We start from the raw sequence: 17,212 nt of genomic DNA, 5'->3' as shown, positions 1-17,212 counted from the left end.
GGCCGATCTTCATTTCACGCTTCCTCCAGTTCGACCAGCGCACTGCCTTCGCTGACCATCTCGCCTTCCTGGCAATACAGCGCCTTGATCACCCCGGCGTGCGGCGCACGAATGCTGTGCTCCATTTTCATCGCCTCAAGTACCACCAGTTGCGCCCCGGCTTCGACCGTTTGCCCGGCCTCCACCAGCACGCGCACGATGCTGCCGTTCATCGGCGCGGTCAGCCCGCCGTGATGGCTGTGGCTGGCCTCGACGGCGCTGATCGGGTCGTAAGCCTCGATGCGGCGCAACTCGCCATCCCACTGCAAATACACGTACTCGCCACGGCGTATTGCGCGGTGTTGACGGCGCACGCCAGCATGCTCGGTCAGCAGGTGCTCACCCTTGAGGCGAGCGCTGTGGGCATCGGTGTCGCCCAGCGTCAGCGCGCGGTCCTGGCCTTCACAACTCAAGTGAAGGGTGATTTCTCTTGGCAAACCGGCACGCAGACCATTACCCACCGCCCACGGCGAACTCGGGTCGTCGGCGCGGGTTACAGGCGGCTGGCTCTGGGCAAAGGCCTGGGCGGCGGCTTGCCAGAAGTCATCGCTGAGTTCTGTCGGCGCCGGCAGCAACTGCTCCTGATAGCGCGGAATGAAGCCGGTATCCAGTTCGGCAGCGGCGAACGCCGGGTGACCGATAATGCGCCGCAGGAAGTTGATGTTGGTCTTCAGGCCGCCGATGGCGAATTCGTCGAGCATGCTCAGCAGGCGTAAACGCGCCTGTTCACGGTCTTCGCCCCAGGCAATCAGCTTGCCGAGCATCGGGTCGTAGAACGGCGAAATTTCATCGCCTTCTTCAACGCCGCTGTCCACTCGACGCCCCGGTCCCTGGGCGGATTCGCGATACAGCTCCAGGCGACCGGTCGCCGGCAGGAAGTCATTGCCCGGATCTTCGGCATACAGCCGCACTTCGATCGCATGCCCCACCAGCGGCACCTGATCCTGGGTCATCGGCAAGGCTTCGCCACGTGCCACGCGAATCTGCCAGGCCACCAGGTCGAGGCCGGTGATGGCTTCGGTGACCGGGTGTTCCACTTGCAGGCGGGTGTTCATCTCCATGAAGAAGAACTCGCCGCGCGCATCCAGCAAAAACTCGACGGTGCCGGCGCCGACATAGCCGATGGCCTGGGCTGAACGCACGGCGGCCTCGCCCATGGCGCGACGCAGTTCCGGGCTCAGGCCTGGCGCCGGGGCTTCTTCGACGACTTTCTGGTGCCGGCGCTGAATCGAGCAGTCACGTTCGTTGAGGTACAGGCAGTTGCCGTGCTGGTCGGCGAATACCTGGATTTCCACATGGCGTGGCTTGAGCAGGTATTTCTCCACCAGCATCCGCGAATCGCCGAACGACGATTGTGCTTCACGCTGTGCCGAGGCCAGGGCTTCGGCCAGTTGGCTGACGTCCTCGACCACTTTCATGCCTTTGCCGCCGCCACCCGCTGTGGCCTTGAGCAGCACCGGGTAGCCGATGCGTTCGCAGGCGGCACGGAAGGTTTCCAGGTCCTGGGCTTCGCCGTGATAACCGGGCACCAACGGCACGCCGGCGGTTTCCATCAAGGCTTTGGCCGCGGACTTGCTGCCCATGGCGTCGATGGCCGAGGCAGGCGGGCCGAGGAAGATCAGGCCCGCGTTTTCGATGGCGCGGGCGAACCCGGCGTTTTCCGACAGAAAGCCATAGCCAGGGTGAATCGCCTGGGCGCCACTGGCCTTGGCGGCGGCGATCAGTTTGTCGATTTGCAGGTAGCTGTCGGCGGCTTTGCTGCCACCGAGGTCGACACGAATGTCGGCTTCGCGGCTGTGCCGGGCGTCACGGTCGGTGGCACTGTGCACGGCCACGGTCGTCAGGCCCAGCGCCCTGGCGGTGCGCATTACCCGGCAAGCGATTTCGCCGCGGTTGGCCACCAGCAGGGTGGTGAGGACAGGTGCGCTCATCAACGGGGCTCCTTGGTGGTTTGTGCTTGCCAGCTCGGCGGACGTTTTTGCAGGAAGGCGCGCAGGCCTTCCTGGCCTTCCGGGCTGACGCGGATGCGGGCGATGGCATTTTCGGTGTAGCGGCGCAGGGCCGGGTTCAGTGAGCCATCGCCGACTTCGCGCAACAGCTCCTTGCTGGCGCGCATCGCGGCCGGGCTGTTGAGCAGCAGGTTATCGATCCATTGTTCGACTTTCTGTTCCAGCTCGGCACTAGCATGGCTTTCCGACAACAGACCGATTTCCCGTGCCCGTTGCCCGCCGAAGCGCTCGGCGGTCAAGGCATAGCGACGGGTAGCGCGCTCGCCGATGGCTTGCACCACGAACGGGCTGATCACCGCCGGCGCCAGGCCGATGCGCACTTCCGACAGGCAGAACTGCGCGTCATCGGCACCGATGGCCATGTCGCAGCAACTGATCAGGCCCAGCGCGCCGCCAAAGGCTGCGCCTTGCACCACGGCCAGGGTCGGGATTTTCAGTTTGGCCAGGTTGTACATCAACTCCGCCAGTTCCCGGGCGTCATCGAGGTTGGTGGCGTAGTCGAGTTCGGCCGACTGCTGCATCCAGGCCAGGTCGGCACCGGCGCTGAAATGTTTGCCGCGCCCGCGCACGATCAGAAACCGCAGGCTGGCATCGCTGGCGACCTTGTCGAGGGCGAGGATCAGTTCGCGGATCATTTCGGCGTTGAAGGCGTTGTTCTTTTCTTCACGGCTGAGCCAGAGAGTCGCAAATCCCCTTGGATCGCTCAGCAGTTCGAGGGTGTTGAAGTCGCTCATATTGTCCGTCTCCACAACTCTGTTCTTCTGTAGGAGCGAGCTTGCTCGCGATGGTCTTGAGGACGCCGCTGGGTGTCAGACTTTCAGCGTTATCGTTGACGACCATCGTCGGAACGCCGCCCGGAGCAAGCTCGCTCCTACAGAGGTCGGATCACATCCGGAATACGCCGAAGCGGCTCGGTTCGATTGGCGCGTTCAACGACGCGGACAAGGCCAGGGCCAGTACGTCGCGGGTCTGGGCCGGGTCGATGACACCGTCGTCCCACAGGCGCGCGCTGGAATAGTAGGGGTGGCCCTGTTCTTCGTACTGGTCGAGGATCGGTTGCTTGATCTCGGCTTCCTGCTCGGCGCTGAAACCATGCCCACCGCGCTCGGCCTGTTCGCGCTTGACCTGCACCAGGACACCGGCGGCCTGTTCGGCGCCCATCACACCGATGCGCGCATTCGGCCACATCCACAGGAAACGCGGATCGTAGGCACGGCCACACATGCCGTAGTTACCGGCACCGAAGCTGCCACCAATGATCACCGTGAACTTCGGCACCTTGGCGCAAGCCACCGCCGTCACCAGTTTCGCGCCGTGCTTGGCAATACCGCCGGCTTCGTATTTCTGGCCGACCATGAAGCCCGTGATGTTCTGCAGGAACAGCAACGGAATGCCGCGCTGACAGGCCAGCTCAATGAAGTGCGCGCCTTTCTGCGCCGCTTCGGCGAAGAGGATGCCGTTGTTGGCGAGGATCGCGATCGGGTAACCGTGCAGGTAGGCAAAACCGCAGACCAGCGTAGTCCCGAACAGCGCCTTGAACTCGTCGAACACCGATCCGTCCACCAGTCGCGCAATCACTTCACGCACGTCAAACGGCTGCTTGGCGTCGGCCGGGACCACACCGTACAGCTCGTCACTGCTGTAGAGCGGGGCGATCGGCGTACGCTGCTGAACCTCACCTTGCTTGCGCCAGTTGAGGTTGGCGACGCTGCGACGTGCCAGCGCCAGGGCGTGCTCATCGCTCTCGGCATAATGGTCCGCCACGCCGGAAATCTTGCAGTGCACATCGGCGCCACCAAGGTCTTCGGCACTGACCACTTCACCGGTTGCGGCTTTCACCAGCGGCGGGCCGGCGAGGAAGATCGTCGCCTGTTCGCGGACCATGATCGCTTCGTCGGCCATCGCCGGCACATACGCGCCGCCAGCGGTGCAGGAACCCATGACCACGGCAATCTGCGGAATGCCCATGGCGCTCATGTTGGCCTGGTTGAAGAAGATCCGCCCGAAGTGCTCGCGGTCCGGAAACACTTCATCCTGACGCGGCAGGTTGGCACCGCCCGAATCCACCAGATAGATGCACGGCAGGCGGTTCTGCTGGGCGATGGTCTGGGCGCGCAGGTGTTTTTTTACTGTCAGAGGGTAATACGAGCCGCCTTTTACCGTGGCGTCGTTGGCGACGATCATGCATTCGACGCCTTCCACACGGCCAATCCCGGCAATCACGCCAGCGGCGGGAACGTCTTCGCCATACACCTCGTAGGCTGCCAGTTGGCTGATTTCCAGAAACGGAGAGCCCGGATCCAGCAAACGGTTGATGCGCTCGCGGGGCAGCAATTTACCCCGCGAGGTGTGGCGTTCCTGCGCCTTCGGGCCGCCACCTTGGGCGACTTTGGCGAGCAGGGTGTGCAGGGCGTCGACCTGTTTGAGCATCGCCGCGCTGTTGGCGGCGAACTCCGCTGAACGAGGGTTGAGCTGGGTATGCAGGATAGCCATGGACAGCTCCGTTTAGCGGGTTTCGTTGAACAGTTCGCGACCGATCAGCATGCGACGGATCTCACTGGTGCCGGCGCCGATTTCGTACAGCTTGGCGTCACGCAGCAGACGGCCAGCCGGGAATTCGTTGATGTAGCCATTACCACCGAGAATCTGGATCGCGTCGAGGGCCATTTGCGTGGCGCGCTCGGCGGAATAGAGGATTACCCCGGCAGCGTCCTTGCGCGTGGTTTCGCCGCGCTCGCAAGCCTGGGCCACGGTGTACAGGTAGGCGCGGCTGGCGTTGAGTTGGGTGTACATGTCGGCGACCTTGCCCTGGATCAGCTGGAATTCGCCGATGCTCTGGCCGAACTGCTTGCGGTCGTGGATGTACGGCACGATCAGGTCCATGCACGCCTGCATGATCCCGGTCGGGCCGCCTGACAGCACGACGCGCTCGTAGTCGAGGCCGCTCATCAGCACTTTCACGCCGCCGTTGAGCACGCCGAGGATGTTTTCTTCCGGCACTTCGACGTCATCGAAAAACAGCTCGCAGGTGTTCGAACCACGCATGCCGAGCTTGTCGAACTTGTTGCTGCGGCTGAAGCCTTTCCAGTCGCGCTCGACGATGAAAGCGGTGATGCCGTGGGGGCCTTTTTCCAGGTCGGTCTTGGCGTAGATCACATAGGTGTTGGCGTCCGGACCGTTGGTGATCCAGGTCTTGCTGCCGTTGAGCACGTACTTGTCGCCGCGTTTGTCGGCACGCAGTTTCATCGAGACCACGTCGGAGCCGGCATTCGGCTCGCTCATGGCCAGTGCGCCGATGTGCTCGCCGCTGATGAGTTTTGGCAGGTATTTGGATTTCTGTTCGTGATTGCCGTTGCGGTTGATCTGGTTGACGCAGAGGTTGGAGTGGGCGCCGTAGGACAACGCCACCGAGGCCGAGCCACGGCTGATTTCTTCCATGGCCACCACGTGGGCCAGGTAACCCAGGCCGGCACCGCCGTACTCTTCCGGCACGGTAATGCCCAGCAGGCCCATGTCGCCGAATTTGCGCCACAGGTCGGCGGGGAACAGGTTGTCGGTGTCGATCTGAGCGGCGCGCGGGGCGATCTCCTTGGCGACGAAGGACTGAACCTGATCGCGCAGCATGTCGATGGTTTCACCGAGGGCAAAGTTCAGGGATGGATAGCTCATGGGTCACCTTTTGGCTTTTTTGTCGGGTGGGGAGGGCCGTGATTCAGTTCTCACCTTTACGTTAACGTAAACCTGTGACGAATGGCTGTCAATCACCCTTTACGTTAACGTCAACTTGAGCGAGAGTAGGGGCAGTTCAAGATAGAACGCGGACCAATATTGTAGGAGCAAGCTCGCTCCTGCAGATGACCGCGAGTAGCCCATTAATAAAGACAATAGGGGTCGTCATGGATCAACCCAGTGCAAGCCCGCAACGCAGTTACACCCGTGGTTCCCAGGATAAAGCCTTGCTGGCGATGACCATCGGCCAGGCATTCGACAACACGGTTGCGCAGTACCCGGACGGGGAGGCGCTGGTGGTGCGCCATCAACAGCTGCGTTACACCTGGCGGCAATTGGCCGAAGCCGCGGACCTGCACGCCAGGGCGCTGCTGGCGTTGGGGCTGCAAGCCGGGGACCGCCTCGGCATTTGGGCGCCGAACTGTGCGCAGTGGTGCATCAGCCAGATTGCCACCGCGAAAATCGGTGTGATTCTGGTCAACATCAATCCCGCGTATCGCAGTTCCGAACTCGAATACGTACTCAAGCAATCCGGTTGCCAATGGCTGGTGTGTGCCGGGGCCTTCAAGACCTCGAACTATCACGCGATGCTGCAAGGCCTGGTGCCGGAGCTGGCCGAGCAATCCATCGGCAAGTTGCACAGCGAACGGTTGCCGGAGTTGCGTGGCGTCATCAGCCTGGATGCGCAGCCGCCATCGGGGTTCCTGCCTTGGTCGCAACTGGCCGCTCTGGCGGGTAGCGTGACGCTCGAGCAACTGCATGAGCGCCAGGACAGCCTGCATTTCGATCAGCCGGTGAATATCCAGTACACCTCCGGCACCACCGGTTTCCCCAAGGGCGCGACCCTCAGTCACTACAACATTCTGAACAATGGCTACATGGTCGGCGAAAGCCTGGGCCTGACGGCGGCCGATCGCCTGGTGATCCCGGTGCCGCTGTATCACTGCTTCGGCATGGTCATGGGCAACCTCGGCTGCATCACCCATGGCAGCACGATGATTTATCCGAATGACGCGTTCGATCCGCTGCTGACCCTCAACACCGTTGCCGAAGAACAGGCCACGGCGTTGTATGGTGTGCCAACCATGTTCATCGCCATGCTCGATCAGCCGCAGCGCGCCGGGTTCGACCTGTCGAGCCTGCGCACCGGGATCATGGCGGGCGCAACCTGCCCTATCGAAGTGATGCGCCGGGTCATTAGCGAAATGCACATGAGTGAAGTGCAGATTGCCTACGGCATGACGGAAACCAGCCCTGTGTCGTTACAGACCGGTCCGTCGGACGATCTGGAATTGCGCGTTACCACGGTCGGGCGCACCCAGCCGCAACTGGAAAGCAAGATCATTGACGAGGCGGGCAACCTGGTACCCCGTGGCACCATCGGTGAGCTGTGTACCCGTGGCTACAGCGTGATGCTGGGCTACTGGAACAACCCTGAAGGCACGGCAGAAGCCATCGATCAGGCAGGCTGGATGCACACCGGCGACCTGGCGAGCATGAACGATGAGGGTTACGTGTGCATTGCCGGGCGCAACAAGGACATGATCATCCGTGGCGGTGAGAATATTTACCCACGGGAGCTGGAAGAGTTTTTCTTCACTCATCCGGCCGTTGCGGACGTTCAGGTGATCGGCATTCCCTGCTCGCGCTACGGCGAAGAGATCGTCGCCTGGATCAAGTTCCACCCCGGCCACAGCGCCACCGAGCAAGAGTTGCAAACCTGGTGCAAGGAGCGCATCGCGCACTTCAAGACGCCGCGCTACTTCAAGTTCGTGGAGGAGTTTCCAATGACCGTGACCGGCAAGATCCAGAAATTCCGGATGCGCGAGATCAGTATCGAGGAGTTGCGCATCAACAAGGCCTGACGAGGTCTCTTGTAGGAGCGAGCGTGCTCGCGAAGAACTCAAGGATGCCGCGTTCATTCAGGATGTGCGCGTTATCGTTGGCGACCTTCGCGAGCAAGCTCGCTCCTACAGAGGGCGAAGGAAACCTGAATGCCAGACAGCACAAAGGGGAGCCGAGGCTCCCCTTTAATTTGTCGTTGCGCGTGCTCTTTTTTTATTATTGAGGGTCGGTCTGTTTTTGTTTTTGGCAACCGTTGCCCTTTACCGCTGTTTTTGGCGATCCCCATTCGGGATCAAGAGCAAACGTATTTTTTTGAGCGCTGATCTACTTTTTCGCCAAGCGATCCAACCAGTTCGGGAGCTACCTGAAGGTAGTTTTATTGTTCTCTGCCCGGTTGCGGGTAACTCCGAAAAGCACCCTGAAAAGCACATCTTCTCCAAAAAAATCTGTTAGCTGCGTCTCTGCCGTGTTGTTTTTGTTATGTCAGAGTCGTTACGTCTTGTTTTTATTAGGTTTGCCGCAATTTTTTTATTCTTGTTATGCGATAGATATAGCAGAAGCCGTGCCAACTTTTTAAAAGCCTTTAAAATCAATGGTTTGGAGGTTCGTAGGGTTTTTCGCCTCAGGCAAAACCCTACATTTTGTTTCCGTGTTACTCGTATTTGCCCACGTTTGTGTCCGCGCGGTAACACCCGGACACACTCAGCGTACTCACTGTGCGCTGCGGGCCTTGGCCACGCGGGAACCGGTAGGGCGACCCAGTACGGTGCAAATCTGCTGTCCGGCGAGCATCAAGGCGTCCAGATCGATTCCGGTGTCGATGCCCAGGCCGTTGAGCAGGTAAACCACGTCCTCGGTCGCGACATTACCGCTGGCGCCCTTGGCATAGGGACAGCCGCCCAGGCCGGCGATGGAGCTGTCGAACACCGCGATGCCTTCCAGCAGACTGGCGTAGATGTTGGCCACAGCCTGACCGTAGGTGTCGTGGAAGTGCCCTGCGAGTTTTTCCCGGGGCACAGCCTTTGATACCGCTTCAAACATCTTGCGGGTTGCGCCAGCGGTGCCGGTGCCGATGGTGTCCCCCAGCGAGACCTCATAGCAGCCCATGGCATAGAGCTCGCGAGCGACCACGGCGACTTGCTCCGGGGCGACGTTCCCTTCATAGGGGCAGCCCAGCACGCAGGACACATAACCGCGCACGGTCACCCCATGTTGTCTGGCGGCGTCCATGATCGGCCCGAAACGCTCCAGGCTTTCGCTTATCGAACAGTTGATGTTGCGCTGGGAAAAAGCTTCGGAGGCCGCCGCGAACACGGCCACTTCCTTGACCCCGGCGGCGAGGGCATCTTCAAAACCGCGCAGGTTGGGCGCGAGCGCGCCATACACCACACCCGGTTTGCGCTGTATCTGCGCGAAAACCTCGGCGGAACCGGCCATCTGCGGCACCCACTTGGGCGAAACGAAACTGCCGACCTCTATATAGCCCAGGCCCGCGGCCGTGAGCGCGTCGACCAGTTGCACCTTGTCGGCGACGCTGATGGGCTGGGCTTCGTTCTGCAGGCCGTCGCGCGGGCCGACTTCGACAATACGTACGTGGGTGGGGAGGGACATGGGCTTCGACCTGTGCTGATTGTTCGGAGAACCCCGTAGGAGCGAGCTCTGCTCGCGATGGACTTCCATGCACCGCGTTTATCCGGCAGACACGCGTTATCGTTAACGGCCATCGCGAGCAGGCTGGCTCCTACAGGGGGCGGTGTGGATTTACTGAATCGATTCCTGGCTTTTGAGCGTTTGCTCCAGCGCTTGCACGCAGCGCTCTTCGGCGGTATCCAGCTCCAGTTTCATCTGTTCGATGTCCAGCAGCTGCTGTTCAAGCTGCTCACGGCGCTCGCTGATTTTTGCCAGCATGCTGTGCAGTTGCTTGGTGTTACCGCTGGAAGGGTCGTAGAGCTCGATCAGCTCGCGGCATTCAGCCAGCGAGAAACCGATGCGTTTGCCCCGCAGGATCAGCTTCAGGCTGACCTTGTCGCGAGGCGAGTAAATGCGTTCCTGGCCACGACGCTCGGGGCTGAGCAGGCCTTGCTCTTCATAAAAGCGAATGGCGCGGGTGGTGATGTCGAGCTCGCGGGCGAGATCGGAAATGCTGTAGGTCTGGCTGCTCATGGGCGCGCTCGCAAAAGGTCATGGCGCTAAGCTAATGGCAGGTTGACGTTTACGTCAAGGGGCAGGGTTTTTCAGTGTTCTCACCGGCCCCTTCGCGAGCAAGCCCGCTCCCACAGGGGAACGCATTCCAAATGTGGGAGCGGGCTTGCTCGCGAAGAACGATAACCAGGTGTAGTGCCCTACACCTTCTCGAGCTTTTTCTCCTGCGCCGTCACCTGCTGGCACAACTCGATCATCTGCTCGCGCATCCAGCGGTTCGCCGGGTCCTGGTCGGTGCTTTCGTGCCAGTACAGGTGGGTTTCCACCGGCGGCACATCGTTGACCGGCAGATAAAAGGCGTGCAGGTCGTTGCGGCGGGCGAAGCGTTCCGGCACGGTCATGACCATGTCCGTCTGCTGCAACACTTGCGAGGCCATCAGGTAGTGTTGGGAGCGCAGGGCGATCTTGCGCTGGATGCCCATCTTGCCCAGTGCCAGGTCGACATAGCCCAGGCCACTGCGGCGGCTGGAAATATGGATGTGGGTCAGGCTCAGGTAATCGTCCAGCGTGAGTTTCTCTTTGCCCGCCAGTGGATGCCCCTTGCGCATGGCGCACACGTAGCGGTCTTCCATCAACTTGACGTGGCGTACCTGCGGGTCGGTGTTGAGCGGCGCATCGACCGCGAAGTCGAGGCGTCCGGCTGCCAGTTCCTTGGTGGTTTCCCGGCGTTTGGACAGGAAGCTTTCGATGATCACCGTCGGCGCCAGGCGGCGCAGACGCTGGAACAGCGGCGGCAGGATCACCGCTTCCGTGAGGTCGGTCATGCTGATGCGGTAGGTCTTGACCGCCTGCTGCGGGTTGAAAATGCGGCTTTCCTGCACCGACACGCGCAGCAGCGAGAGCGCGTTGCGCACCGGGCCGATGATGTTCTGGGCCATGGGGGTCGGCACCATGCCCTGGGCGGTGCGCACGAACAAAGGGTCGTTGAAGGTCTCGCGCAGACGCGCCAGCGCATTCGACACCGCCGGTTGGGTGATGCCGACGATTTGCCCGGCGCGGGTCAGGTTGGCTTCGGTGTAGATCGCGTCGAAGACGATGAAAAGGTTGAGATCGACCTTGCTCAGATTCATTACGCGGGCTCTCTTATTGTGTGGGCGGACTGACCGTGACGATCAGCCGATCATATATCGGTGATGAATGTTAATACACGCCGAGAATAGGCTAGGTAAATTATCAACGCTGTTCTAGCATCGATTGCATGATCTAAACAACCTCCCCCAAGAAGGTATCTCGCTCATGGATTTCGCTTATTCGCCCAAGGTTCAGGAACTGCGCGAGCGCGTGACAGCGTTCATGGACACCTACGTTTATCCCGCTGAAGCGGTGTTCGAACGCCAGGTCGCCGAAGGCGATCGCTGGCAGCCGACCGCGATCATGGAAGAGCTCAAGGCCAAGGCCAAGGCCGAAGGCCTTTGGAATTTGTTTCTGCCTGAGTCCGAACTGGGTGCCGGCCTGACCAACCTCGAATACGCGCCGCTGGCGGAAATCATGGGCCGCTCGCTGCTGGGGCCAGAGCCGTTCAACTGCTCGGCACCGGACACCGGCAACATGGAAGTGCTGGTGCGTTACGCCAACGAAGAGCAGAAACAACGCTGGCTCGAACCCTTGCTGCGCGGCGAGATCCGCTCGGCATTCGCCATGACCGAACCGGATGTCGCATCTTCGGATGCCACCAACATGGCCGCCCGTGCGGTGCGCGATGGCGACGAGTGGGTGATCAACGGCAAGAAATGGTGGACCTCGGGTGCTTGCGACCCGCGCTGCAAAATCCTGATTTTCATGGGGCTGAGCAATCCGGACGGACCGCGTCACGCCCAGCACTCGATGATTCTGGTGCCGGTGGACACCCCCGGGGTAAAAATCCTGCGTCCGCTGCCGGTGTTCGGCTACGACGACGCTCCCCACGGTCACGCCGAAGTGCTGTTTGAAAATGTCCGGGTGCCGTACGAAAACGTCCTGCTGGGCGAAGGCCGTGGTTTCGAAATTGCCCAGGGTCGCCTTGGCCCGGGGCGGATTCACCACTGCATGCGTTCGATCGGCATGGCCGAGCGTGCACTGGAACTGATGTGCAAACGCTCGGTGAGCCGTACGGCATTCGGCAAACCCTTGGCGCGGCTGGGCGGTAACGTCGACAAGATCGCCGATTCGCGGATGGAAATCGACATGGCACGCCTGCTGACACTGAAGGCGGCGTACATGATGGACACGGTTGGCAACAAAGTGGCCCGCAGCGAGATCGCGCAAATCAAGGTCGTCGCGCCAAACGTTGCGTTGCGCGTAATCGACCGGGCGATCCAGATCCATGGCGGGGCAGGGGTTTCCAACGATTTCCCGCTGGCCTACATGTATGCGATGCAGCGCACCCTGCGCCTGGCCGACGGCCCGGACGAAGTGCACCGCGCGGCGATCGGCAAGTTCGAGATCGGCAAGTATGTGCCGAAGGAAATGATGCGTAGCGGGCATTAAGACCGCGGCGCCTGCATTCGCGAGCAGGCTCGCTCCCACATAGGTCGCACTAAACCTGTGGGAGCGGGCTTGCTCGCGAAGGCGTCATTCCCTTCAATGCAGCAACATCAGATTCAATACACCCAAACCTCAACCCGCCGATTCTTGATCCTCCCCTCATCGGCGCTATTGGCCGCCACCGGCATTTCGGCACCGAATCCACGAATCTCGCGAAACACCACGCCGCTCTTCACCAGCTCCCGCCGTACCGCCATGGCCCGCAGTTTCGACAATAGATCGGCGCGCGCCGGGTCGCTCTTGGCATCGCCAAACCCCACCAGCGTGACCTGCCCATCGGTCTTGCCATGCTGCTTTATATAGTCGAGCACCCGCCACAGGTCCTGTCGGGCCTTGTTGTCCAGGGTGGCGCTGCCTTCCTCGAAACGGAAGTTCACCGACAGCCGTTGCGCGTGACGGCTCAGCGCCTGATAACCCTCGGGCATCAACGCATTGGGCGTCACGGCCATGGCCTGGACGGTTTGGGCGATAAAACCGTTGGCGGCCACAATGGCTTGACCGTTGGCGCTTTGGGCAAAGGCCACCAGGGCATTGGCCCAGGGATTTTTTTCGTTGGGTGGCAGGTAGAAGAACAAGCGACGGGACAGTGGATAGTCTTCCGTGGCAATCAGGCTGTTGAGCGGCAGCATGGCTTGCGATTGCCCGTCGATAATGGCCACGGCCTTGGCCTGGCGCACATAGGGCAAGCCGATAAAACCGATGCCTTGCGGGTCGGCGCTGACTGCATCGGACAGTTGTTCGCTGGACTCGAAGCGTTTCGCCGCGCTGCCAAGGGTCTTCCCGCGACCATTGAGGACCAGTTCCTTGAAGGTGTCATAGGTCCCGGATTGATCATCCCGCGCATACAGATGAATCGGCCCGCCACGACCGCCGATGTCTTCCCAGGTCTTCACCTCGCCACTGAAAATGCGCGCCAGTTGCACGGTGTCCAGTTGATTCAGCGGGTTGTCCGGGTGAAGGATGATCGCCAGGCCGTCGATGGCGATGACCTGTTCGGCGCTCGGGTTTTTCAGGTCACCGAGCGATTGCAGGCTGGCCAGTTCGCTGTCCTTGATCGGGCGCGATGAGGCGGCCAGGTCGGCATTGGCTGTTTTCAGCGCGGTGAAACCGGTGCTGGAACCATGGGCCGCCACCTCCACCACGACCCTGCGGCCCTGAAGGGTTTCGCCGACAATGCGCAGTTCGTTGGCGGTGTCCGGGGTTTCACGGTGAATCTTGCGCAGGCCCTGTGCGCTCAACAACCCCTCGACCAGCGCCGGCCCCAGTGCCGCGCCGATGGTGTTGGAACCCTGAATGCGCAGCACCGGGCCGTGTTCGGGTGTCGGCAAGTCGCCGGCCGAGGCGGCCTGCGGCAAGCCCATGTACAGCATCAACAGGAACAACACGCGCAGCATCATGCCGGCACCTTATAGAGCCAAAGGAGGTGTCGGGAGATTAAGTCAGTAAGGTTTCCAAAAAATGACACTTTGCAAATGTGGGAGCACTGCTGTTGGCGATAAAGTTCTTGGCCGCAACCCTGAACTCCACATCCTTTTCGACCGCGTTTGCGTCAATCGGAATGACGTCCTTGTAGTGTGTGCCGACAGAGAGGCGGACATGATCACGAACGGCCATGCCGGTGTAGGGAACTATCCGAACGACGGCACCTTTGGCAGGGAGGTATACGGGGTCCAGTACTTCTTCCGGTGCTTCGTCCACGGAGGGGGGGCTTTGAGCGTGGGGGCTGTAGCAGACATGTTTTCACCTGTTGATCCTTATTCACTGGCGCTCTTTCACGAGCGCCAGTGAACAAGAAGAGGCACGATTAGCGAGCTTGAATATTCGGGCTCACGTCAAGTGCCGCCAAGCGACTGGCTTTTAATGCCAGCCCCCTGGACACCGGGTTGGCCACGTAAGAAACCTTGCCCCGCAGACGATCTTGCACCGCACTGCTGTCGCCGCCACCTTTCTTATGGCCCCAGGTCACGACACGCCCGTCAGAGGTCAGGGCCGTAAAACCTTGGGTGTTGCTGTAAAGCGCCTGTACGTCAGTCAGTTGATCGACAACCGTTGAAGTATCGCCCCCTACTCTTGTATCCCCCCAGGCCACCACGGTGCCGTTTTTACGTAAGGCAGCGAACGCCTGGGATGAGCCGCACACCTGAACGATATCGTCCAGACCGGCAATGTCGTCAGGTAGTGTTCCCCCAGCCAGTGGCCACCCCCAGGCCACGACGCGGCCATTGCCACGGCGAGCGGCGAATGCCCCGAAGTTGGCGCTGACTTCCACGATGTCGGTCAGCCTTCCGATCAGCGGGTCAATCGTGCCGCCGGACTCTGCGTCGCCCCAGGCGATGACCTGGCCCGTGGCTCGTCGTGCGGTAAATGCACTGCCGTTGGCGCAACTCAGCTCGATGATGTCGGTCATGGCGGCGATGTCGTCCGGCACAATGCCGCCGTAGCTCGCATGACCCCAGGCGACGATCCTGCCATTGGCTCGATGTGCTGCAAACGCATGTCTGCCGGCAAGGATGGTCTTGATATCGGTGAAGCCGGCAATGTTCGCCGGCACCGTACCGCCTTCGGCGGCTAATCCCCACGCCCGCACATGGCCGGTTGCTCGCTGTATGGCGAACGCACTCCTGGTGGCGACAACCTTGACAACGTCATTCAGCTCGCTGATGGGCGCAGGAACGGTGCCGCCGTCATCCGCAACTCCCCACGCCACCACCTGTCCCGTGGTTTTTATACCGGCGAATGCCCTGAGGTTACCGACCACCTGAACAAAGTCCAAGGGTGCGACGCCAGTCATGCTTCCGCCTTCTGCGGGGTCCCCCCAGGCCACGACCTCGCCATGCTCGCGGCGTGCCGCAAAAGCACTGCGGGTACAGCTCACCTCGACAATGTCGTCCATGGTGATGATGTTTGCGGGAATCTTTGCACCGTAGCTATCGTTCCCCCACGCGACGACATCGCCCACATCCCGATGTGCAACAAACGCAGCTTCGCCGAGACTTTCAGTTTCAATTCCGTTGCCTATGATGTTGGCCGGATTGAGCGTGAACTGATCATCGCCGGAACGAACCTGCAGCGGTTCCTGAGGCTTGCTGTCGCGCCAGATGGCCGCCGTTGTCCAGTTGCTGTCGCCGGGGTATTTCCATTGCGCCTGCACCGGCTGACCGGTTGTTTTGTTGAAGGCACTCAACACTTGCGAAGCACGGGACGCTCGGTAATGACTGCGGCAGTAGCGCGCGCCCATGACCTTCAGATTGCCGGAGACAATCACCTTGCGCACATCGTAAACGGTCGGGTCAGCGGGGCCGTCGGTCCCCCCGGCGGCGCGCTTGATGGAGTAACTGAGGTTGATGCTCAAGCCCTCATTGTCGGCGATCACCGAATGCGGCACTTTAATGGCCGACAGTTCCTTGTCGGCCTCCGTCGACAGGACCCTGTGCGAGTAAGTGGTGCTGTTTATGCCTTGCACCGTCACGGTGATGTCGTCATCGGTTTTCAACAGGGCTGTCTGGGCGATCACGACGGTGGCGCCCAGAGGGAATACATCGTCCGGGTTCAGTTGGTCGTTGCCGGCACCGGTGGCTTCCTTGAAGGTGGCTACGGGCAGCTTGAACTCCTGCGCCTCCCCGATGAGGAACGTCAATGGATCTGAATAACTGTTTTTCCCTGTCTCCTTGCGCAGGATGCGATAGCTGGCGGTCACCTTCTGTCCGCGGTTGGGTTCGATGTGGGTGGCGACGAATGCGGCATTCAGGGTGAAGTTCACATCCCTGTTGGCGGTCAGGGCATTGAGGGTGATCGAGTCTTCTGTTCGGCCGCTGACTTCGCCGATCCAGGTGTAGGTCACTATATCCCCGCTTTTGCTTGGGTTTTCCGTGGGTCGGGGGGCGGTCAAGCGGCTGGTGCCGTTGGGCAGGTCGTCAGGTTCCAGGGCACCCTCGGTTTCACCGAGGACGATGGGCTTGACCAGCTCGAGTTGCGGCTCGCCGACGTTCAGCACGGCGGCCTGCCGTGAGCCACGTTTGACGATGTCGCCGTCTTCGTCACGGAGCAGGTTGTACGACAGGTCCAGGCGGCCACCTTCGAGGGTCTTGAGGTGTTTGCCTTCGACCGTGATGAGAAAGCCATTCGGATTGGCGGCTTCATCACGGTCCGGCGAAAACCAACCCAGATCCGGATCATAGGTGCTGCCATTGGGCCGGGTGCCGAACCATTTGAGTTCGATCGCCGTATCGACCTCGATCAGTGGATCGAACGGAATCCGGATGCGGGTGTTGGGCAGGTCGGGGTCGAGGCTGCCCTGTTGTTCATCTTCGGCAATCGGCGCGGCCAGACGGGTGGCCTCGCCCACGACCTGGACAAACTGCCCTTTGGAACGCAGAGGGTCGGGGCTGCCGGCCCGGCGCACTTCAAAAGAAAAAATGACCTGGGACTTCACCAGCTTGCGGACATCTTCGGCAGGCAGTGAAAACTCGTAGGTGTGAGGCAAGTTGTCGATGATCTGTGTCGGCGCGGTGATTTCGACCGAATCACCGTCCAGTGTGGTTCCGCGTGCCTTCACGGCGATGACATCGTTCAGCTCGAACGGTTTACCGAGGGCCCACACCTGAAGCGTGACCGGGTTATCACCCAGGGCATCGAGGTCAAGGACATTGTTTTGCGCCTCCTTGACGATAGGGGCGAGCAACAGGGAGGTGTTGGTGGAGACGACGATCCGGGTTTCCCGGCACCAGTCTTCCGCGTAGTTGCTGACGTTGTCGCGAACATTGAAGGTCACGGCCAACCCGGTGCCGTCGCTGTCACCGGCCTGCAGGATGGTGCCTTTGCTGATCAGCACCTCAATCGGGTGGTTGACCGGGTCGCTGATCTGC

At 60.9% G+C, this 17,212-nt stretch carries 12 protein-coding genes; 2 read left to right on the top strand and 10 right to left on the bottom strand.

The annotated features are described in order from the left end of the window. Positions 1 to 14: 14 nt before the first annotated feature. The 4 genes from ACLD1X_RS26045 to ACLD1X_RS26030 all read right to left on the bottom strand — a co-directional run bounded on the left by ACLD1X_RS26045 (position 15) and on the right by ACLD1X_RS26030 (position 5,717). On the bottom strand, positions 15 to 1,970 hold the full coding sequence (locus ACLD1X_RS26045) for an acetyl/propionyl/methylcrotonyl-CoA carboxylase subunit alpha (protein ID WP_429372669.1): 1,956 nt from the start codon (positions 1,968 to 1,970) through the stop codon (positions 15 to 17). Next, on the bottom strand, positions 1,970 to 2,782 hold the full coding sequence (locus tag ACLD1X_RS26040) for a gamma-carboxygeranoyl-CoA hydratase (RefSeq protein WP_429372667.1): 813 nt from the start codon (positions 2,780 to 2,782) through the stop codon (positions 1,970 to 1,972). The genes ACLD1X_RS26045 and ACLD1X_RS26040 overlap by 1 nt, the downstream gene beginning before the upstream one ends. 151 nt (positions 2,783 to 2,933) lie before the next feature. Beyond that, positions 2,934 to 4,541, bottom strand: a complete 1,608-nt coding sequence (locus tag ACLD1X_RS26035; protein ID WP_429372665.1) for a carboxyl transferase domain-containing protein — start codon at positions 4,539 to 4,541, stop codon at positions 2,934 to 2,936. Between the two features lie 12 nt (positions 4,542 to 4,553). After that, on the bottom strand, positions 4,554 to 5,717 hold the full coding sequence (locus ACLD1X_RS26030) for an isovaleryl-CoA dehydrogenase (protein WP_429372663.1): 1,164 nt from the start codon (positions 5,715 to 5,717) through the stop codon (positions 4,554 to 4,556). Between the two features lie 227 nt (positions 5,718 to 5,944). Here ACLD1X_RS26030 and ACLD1X_RS26025 point away from each other — a divergent pair, with 227 nt between their 5' ends. Then, the gene (locus tag ACLD1X_RS26025) at positions 5,945 to 7,642 is read left to right on the top strand and encodes an AMP-binding protein (RefSeq protein ID WP_429372661.1); all 1,698 of its coding nucleotides are present in this window, start codon (positions 5,945 to 5,947) and stop codon (positions 7,640 to 7,642) included. A 691-nt stretch (positions 7,643 to 8,333) separates the two neighbouring features. Here the strand turns inward: ACLD1X_RS26025 and ACLD1X_RS26020 are convergent. From ACLD1X_RS26020 to ACLD1X_RS26010, 3 genes are all read right to left on the bottom strand, one after another. Beyond that, entirely contained in the window at positions 8,334 to 9,233 is a 900-nt protein-coding gene (locus tag ACLD1X_RS26020) for a hydroxymethylglutaryl-CoA lyase (protein ID WP_429372659.1), read from the bottom strand. Positions 9,234 to 9,383: 150 nt separating this feature from the next. Further along, a complete protein-coding gene (locus ACLD1X_RS26015; RefSeq protein WP_007980992.1) occupies positions 9,384 to 9,785 on the bottom strand; it encodes a MerR family transcriptional regulator in 402 nt (133 codons plus the stop codon). Between the two features lie 179 nt (positions 9,786 to 9,964). Beyond that, the gene (locus ACLD1X_RS26010; protein ID WP_007970503.1) at positions 9,965 to 10,894 is read right to left on the bottom strand and encodes a LysR family transcriptional regulator; all 930 of its coding nucleotides are present in this window, start codon (positions 10,892 to 10,894) and stop codon (positions 9,965 to 9,967) included. Positions 10,895 to 11,060: 166 nt separating this feature from the next. Between ACLD1X_RS26010 and ACLD1X_RS26005 the strand changes: the two genes are divergently transcribed. Beyond that, positions 11,061 to 12,290 carry an acyl-CoA dehydrogenase gene (locus ACLD1X_RS26005; RefSeq protein ID WP_413427502.1) on the top strand — a complete coding sequence of 410 codons (1,230 nt, stop codon included), beginning with the start codon at positions 11,061 to 11,063 and terminating at the stop codon, positions 12,288 to 12,290. A gap of 113 nt (positions 12,291 to 12,403) precedes the next feature. On the opposite strand, the gene ACLD1X_RS26000 is transcribed toward ACLD1X_RS26005, so the two are convergent. The 3 genes from ACLD1X_RS26000 to ACLD1X_RS25990 all read right to left on the bottom strand — a co-directional run bounded on the left by ACLD1X_RS26000 (position 12,404) and on the right by ACLD1X_RS25990 (position 17,178). Next, on the bottom strand, positions 12,404 to 13,744 hold the full coding sequence (locus tag ACLD1X_RS26000; protein ID WP_429372656.1) for a substrate-binding domain-containing protein: 1,341 nt from the start codon (positions 13,742 to 13,744) through the stop codon (positions 12,404 to 12,406). A gap of 37 nt (positions 13,745 to 13,781) precedes the next feature. After that, on the bottom strand, positions 13,782 to 14,045 hold the full coding sequence (locus ACLD1X_RS25995; RefSeq protein ID WP_429372654.1) for a hypothetical protein: 264 nt from the start codon (positions 14,043 to 14,045) through the stop codon (positions 13,782 to 13,784). Positions 14,046 to 14,151: 106 nt separating this feature from the next. Then, positions 14,152 to 17,178 carry an RCC1 domain-containing protein gene (locus ACLD1X_RS25990; RefSeq protein ID WP_429372652.1) on the bottom strand — a complete coding sequence of 1,009 codons (3,027 nt, stop codon included), beginning with the start codon at positions 17,176 to 17,178 and terminating at the stop codon, positions 14,152 to 14,154. Positions 17,179 to 17,212: the final 34 nt, after the last annotated feature.

Source organism: Pseudomonas sp. 18173 (assembly GCF_050432945.1).
GTDB lineage: Bacteria > Pseudomonadota > Gammaproteobacteria > Pseudomonadales > Pseudomonadaceae > Aquipseudomonas.
Note: the sequence above shows the minus strand (reverse complement) of the source record. Positions and strands in the feature narration are given on the sequence as shown.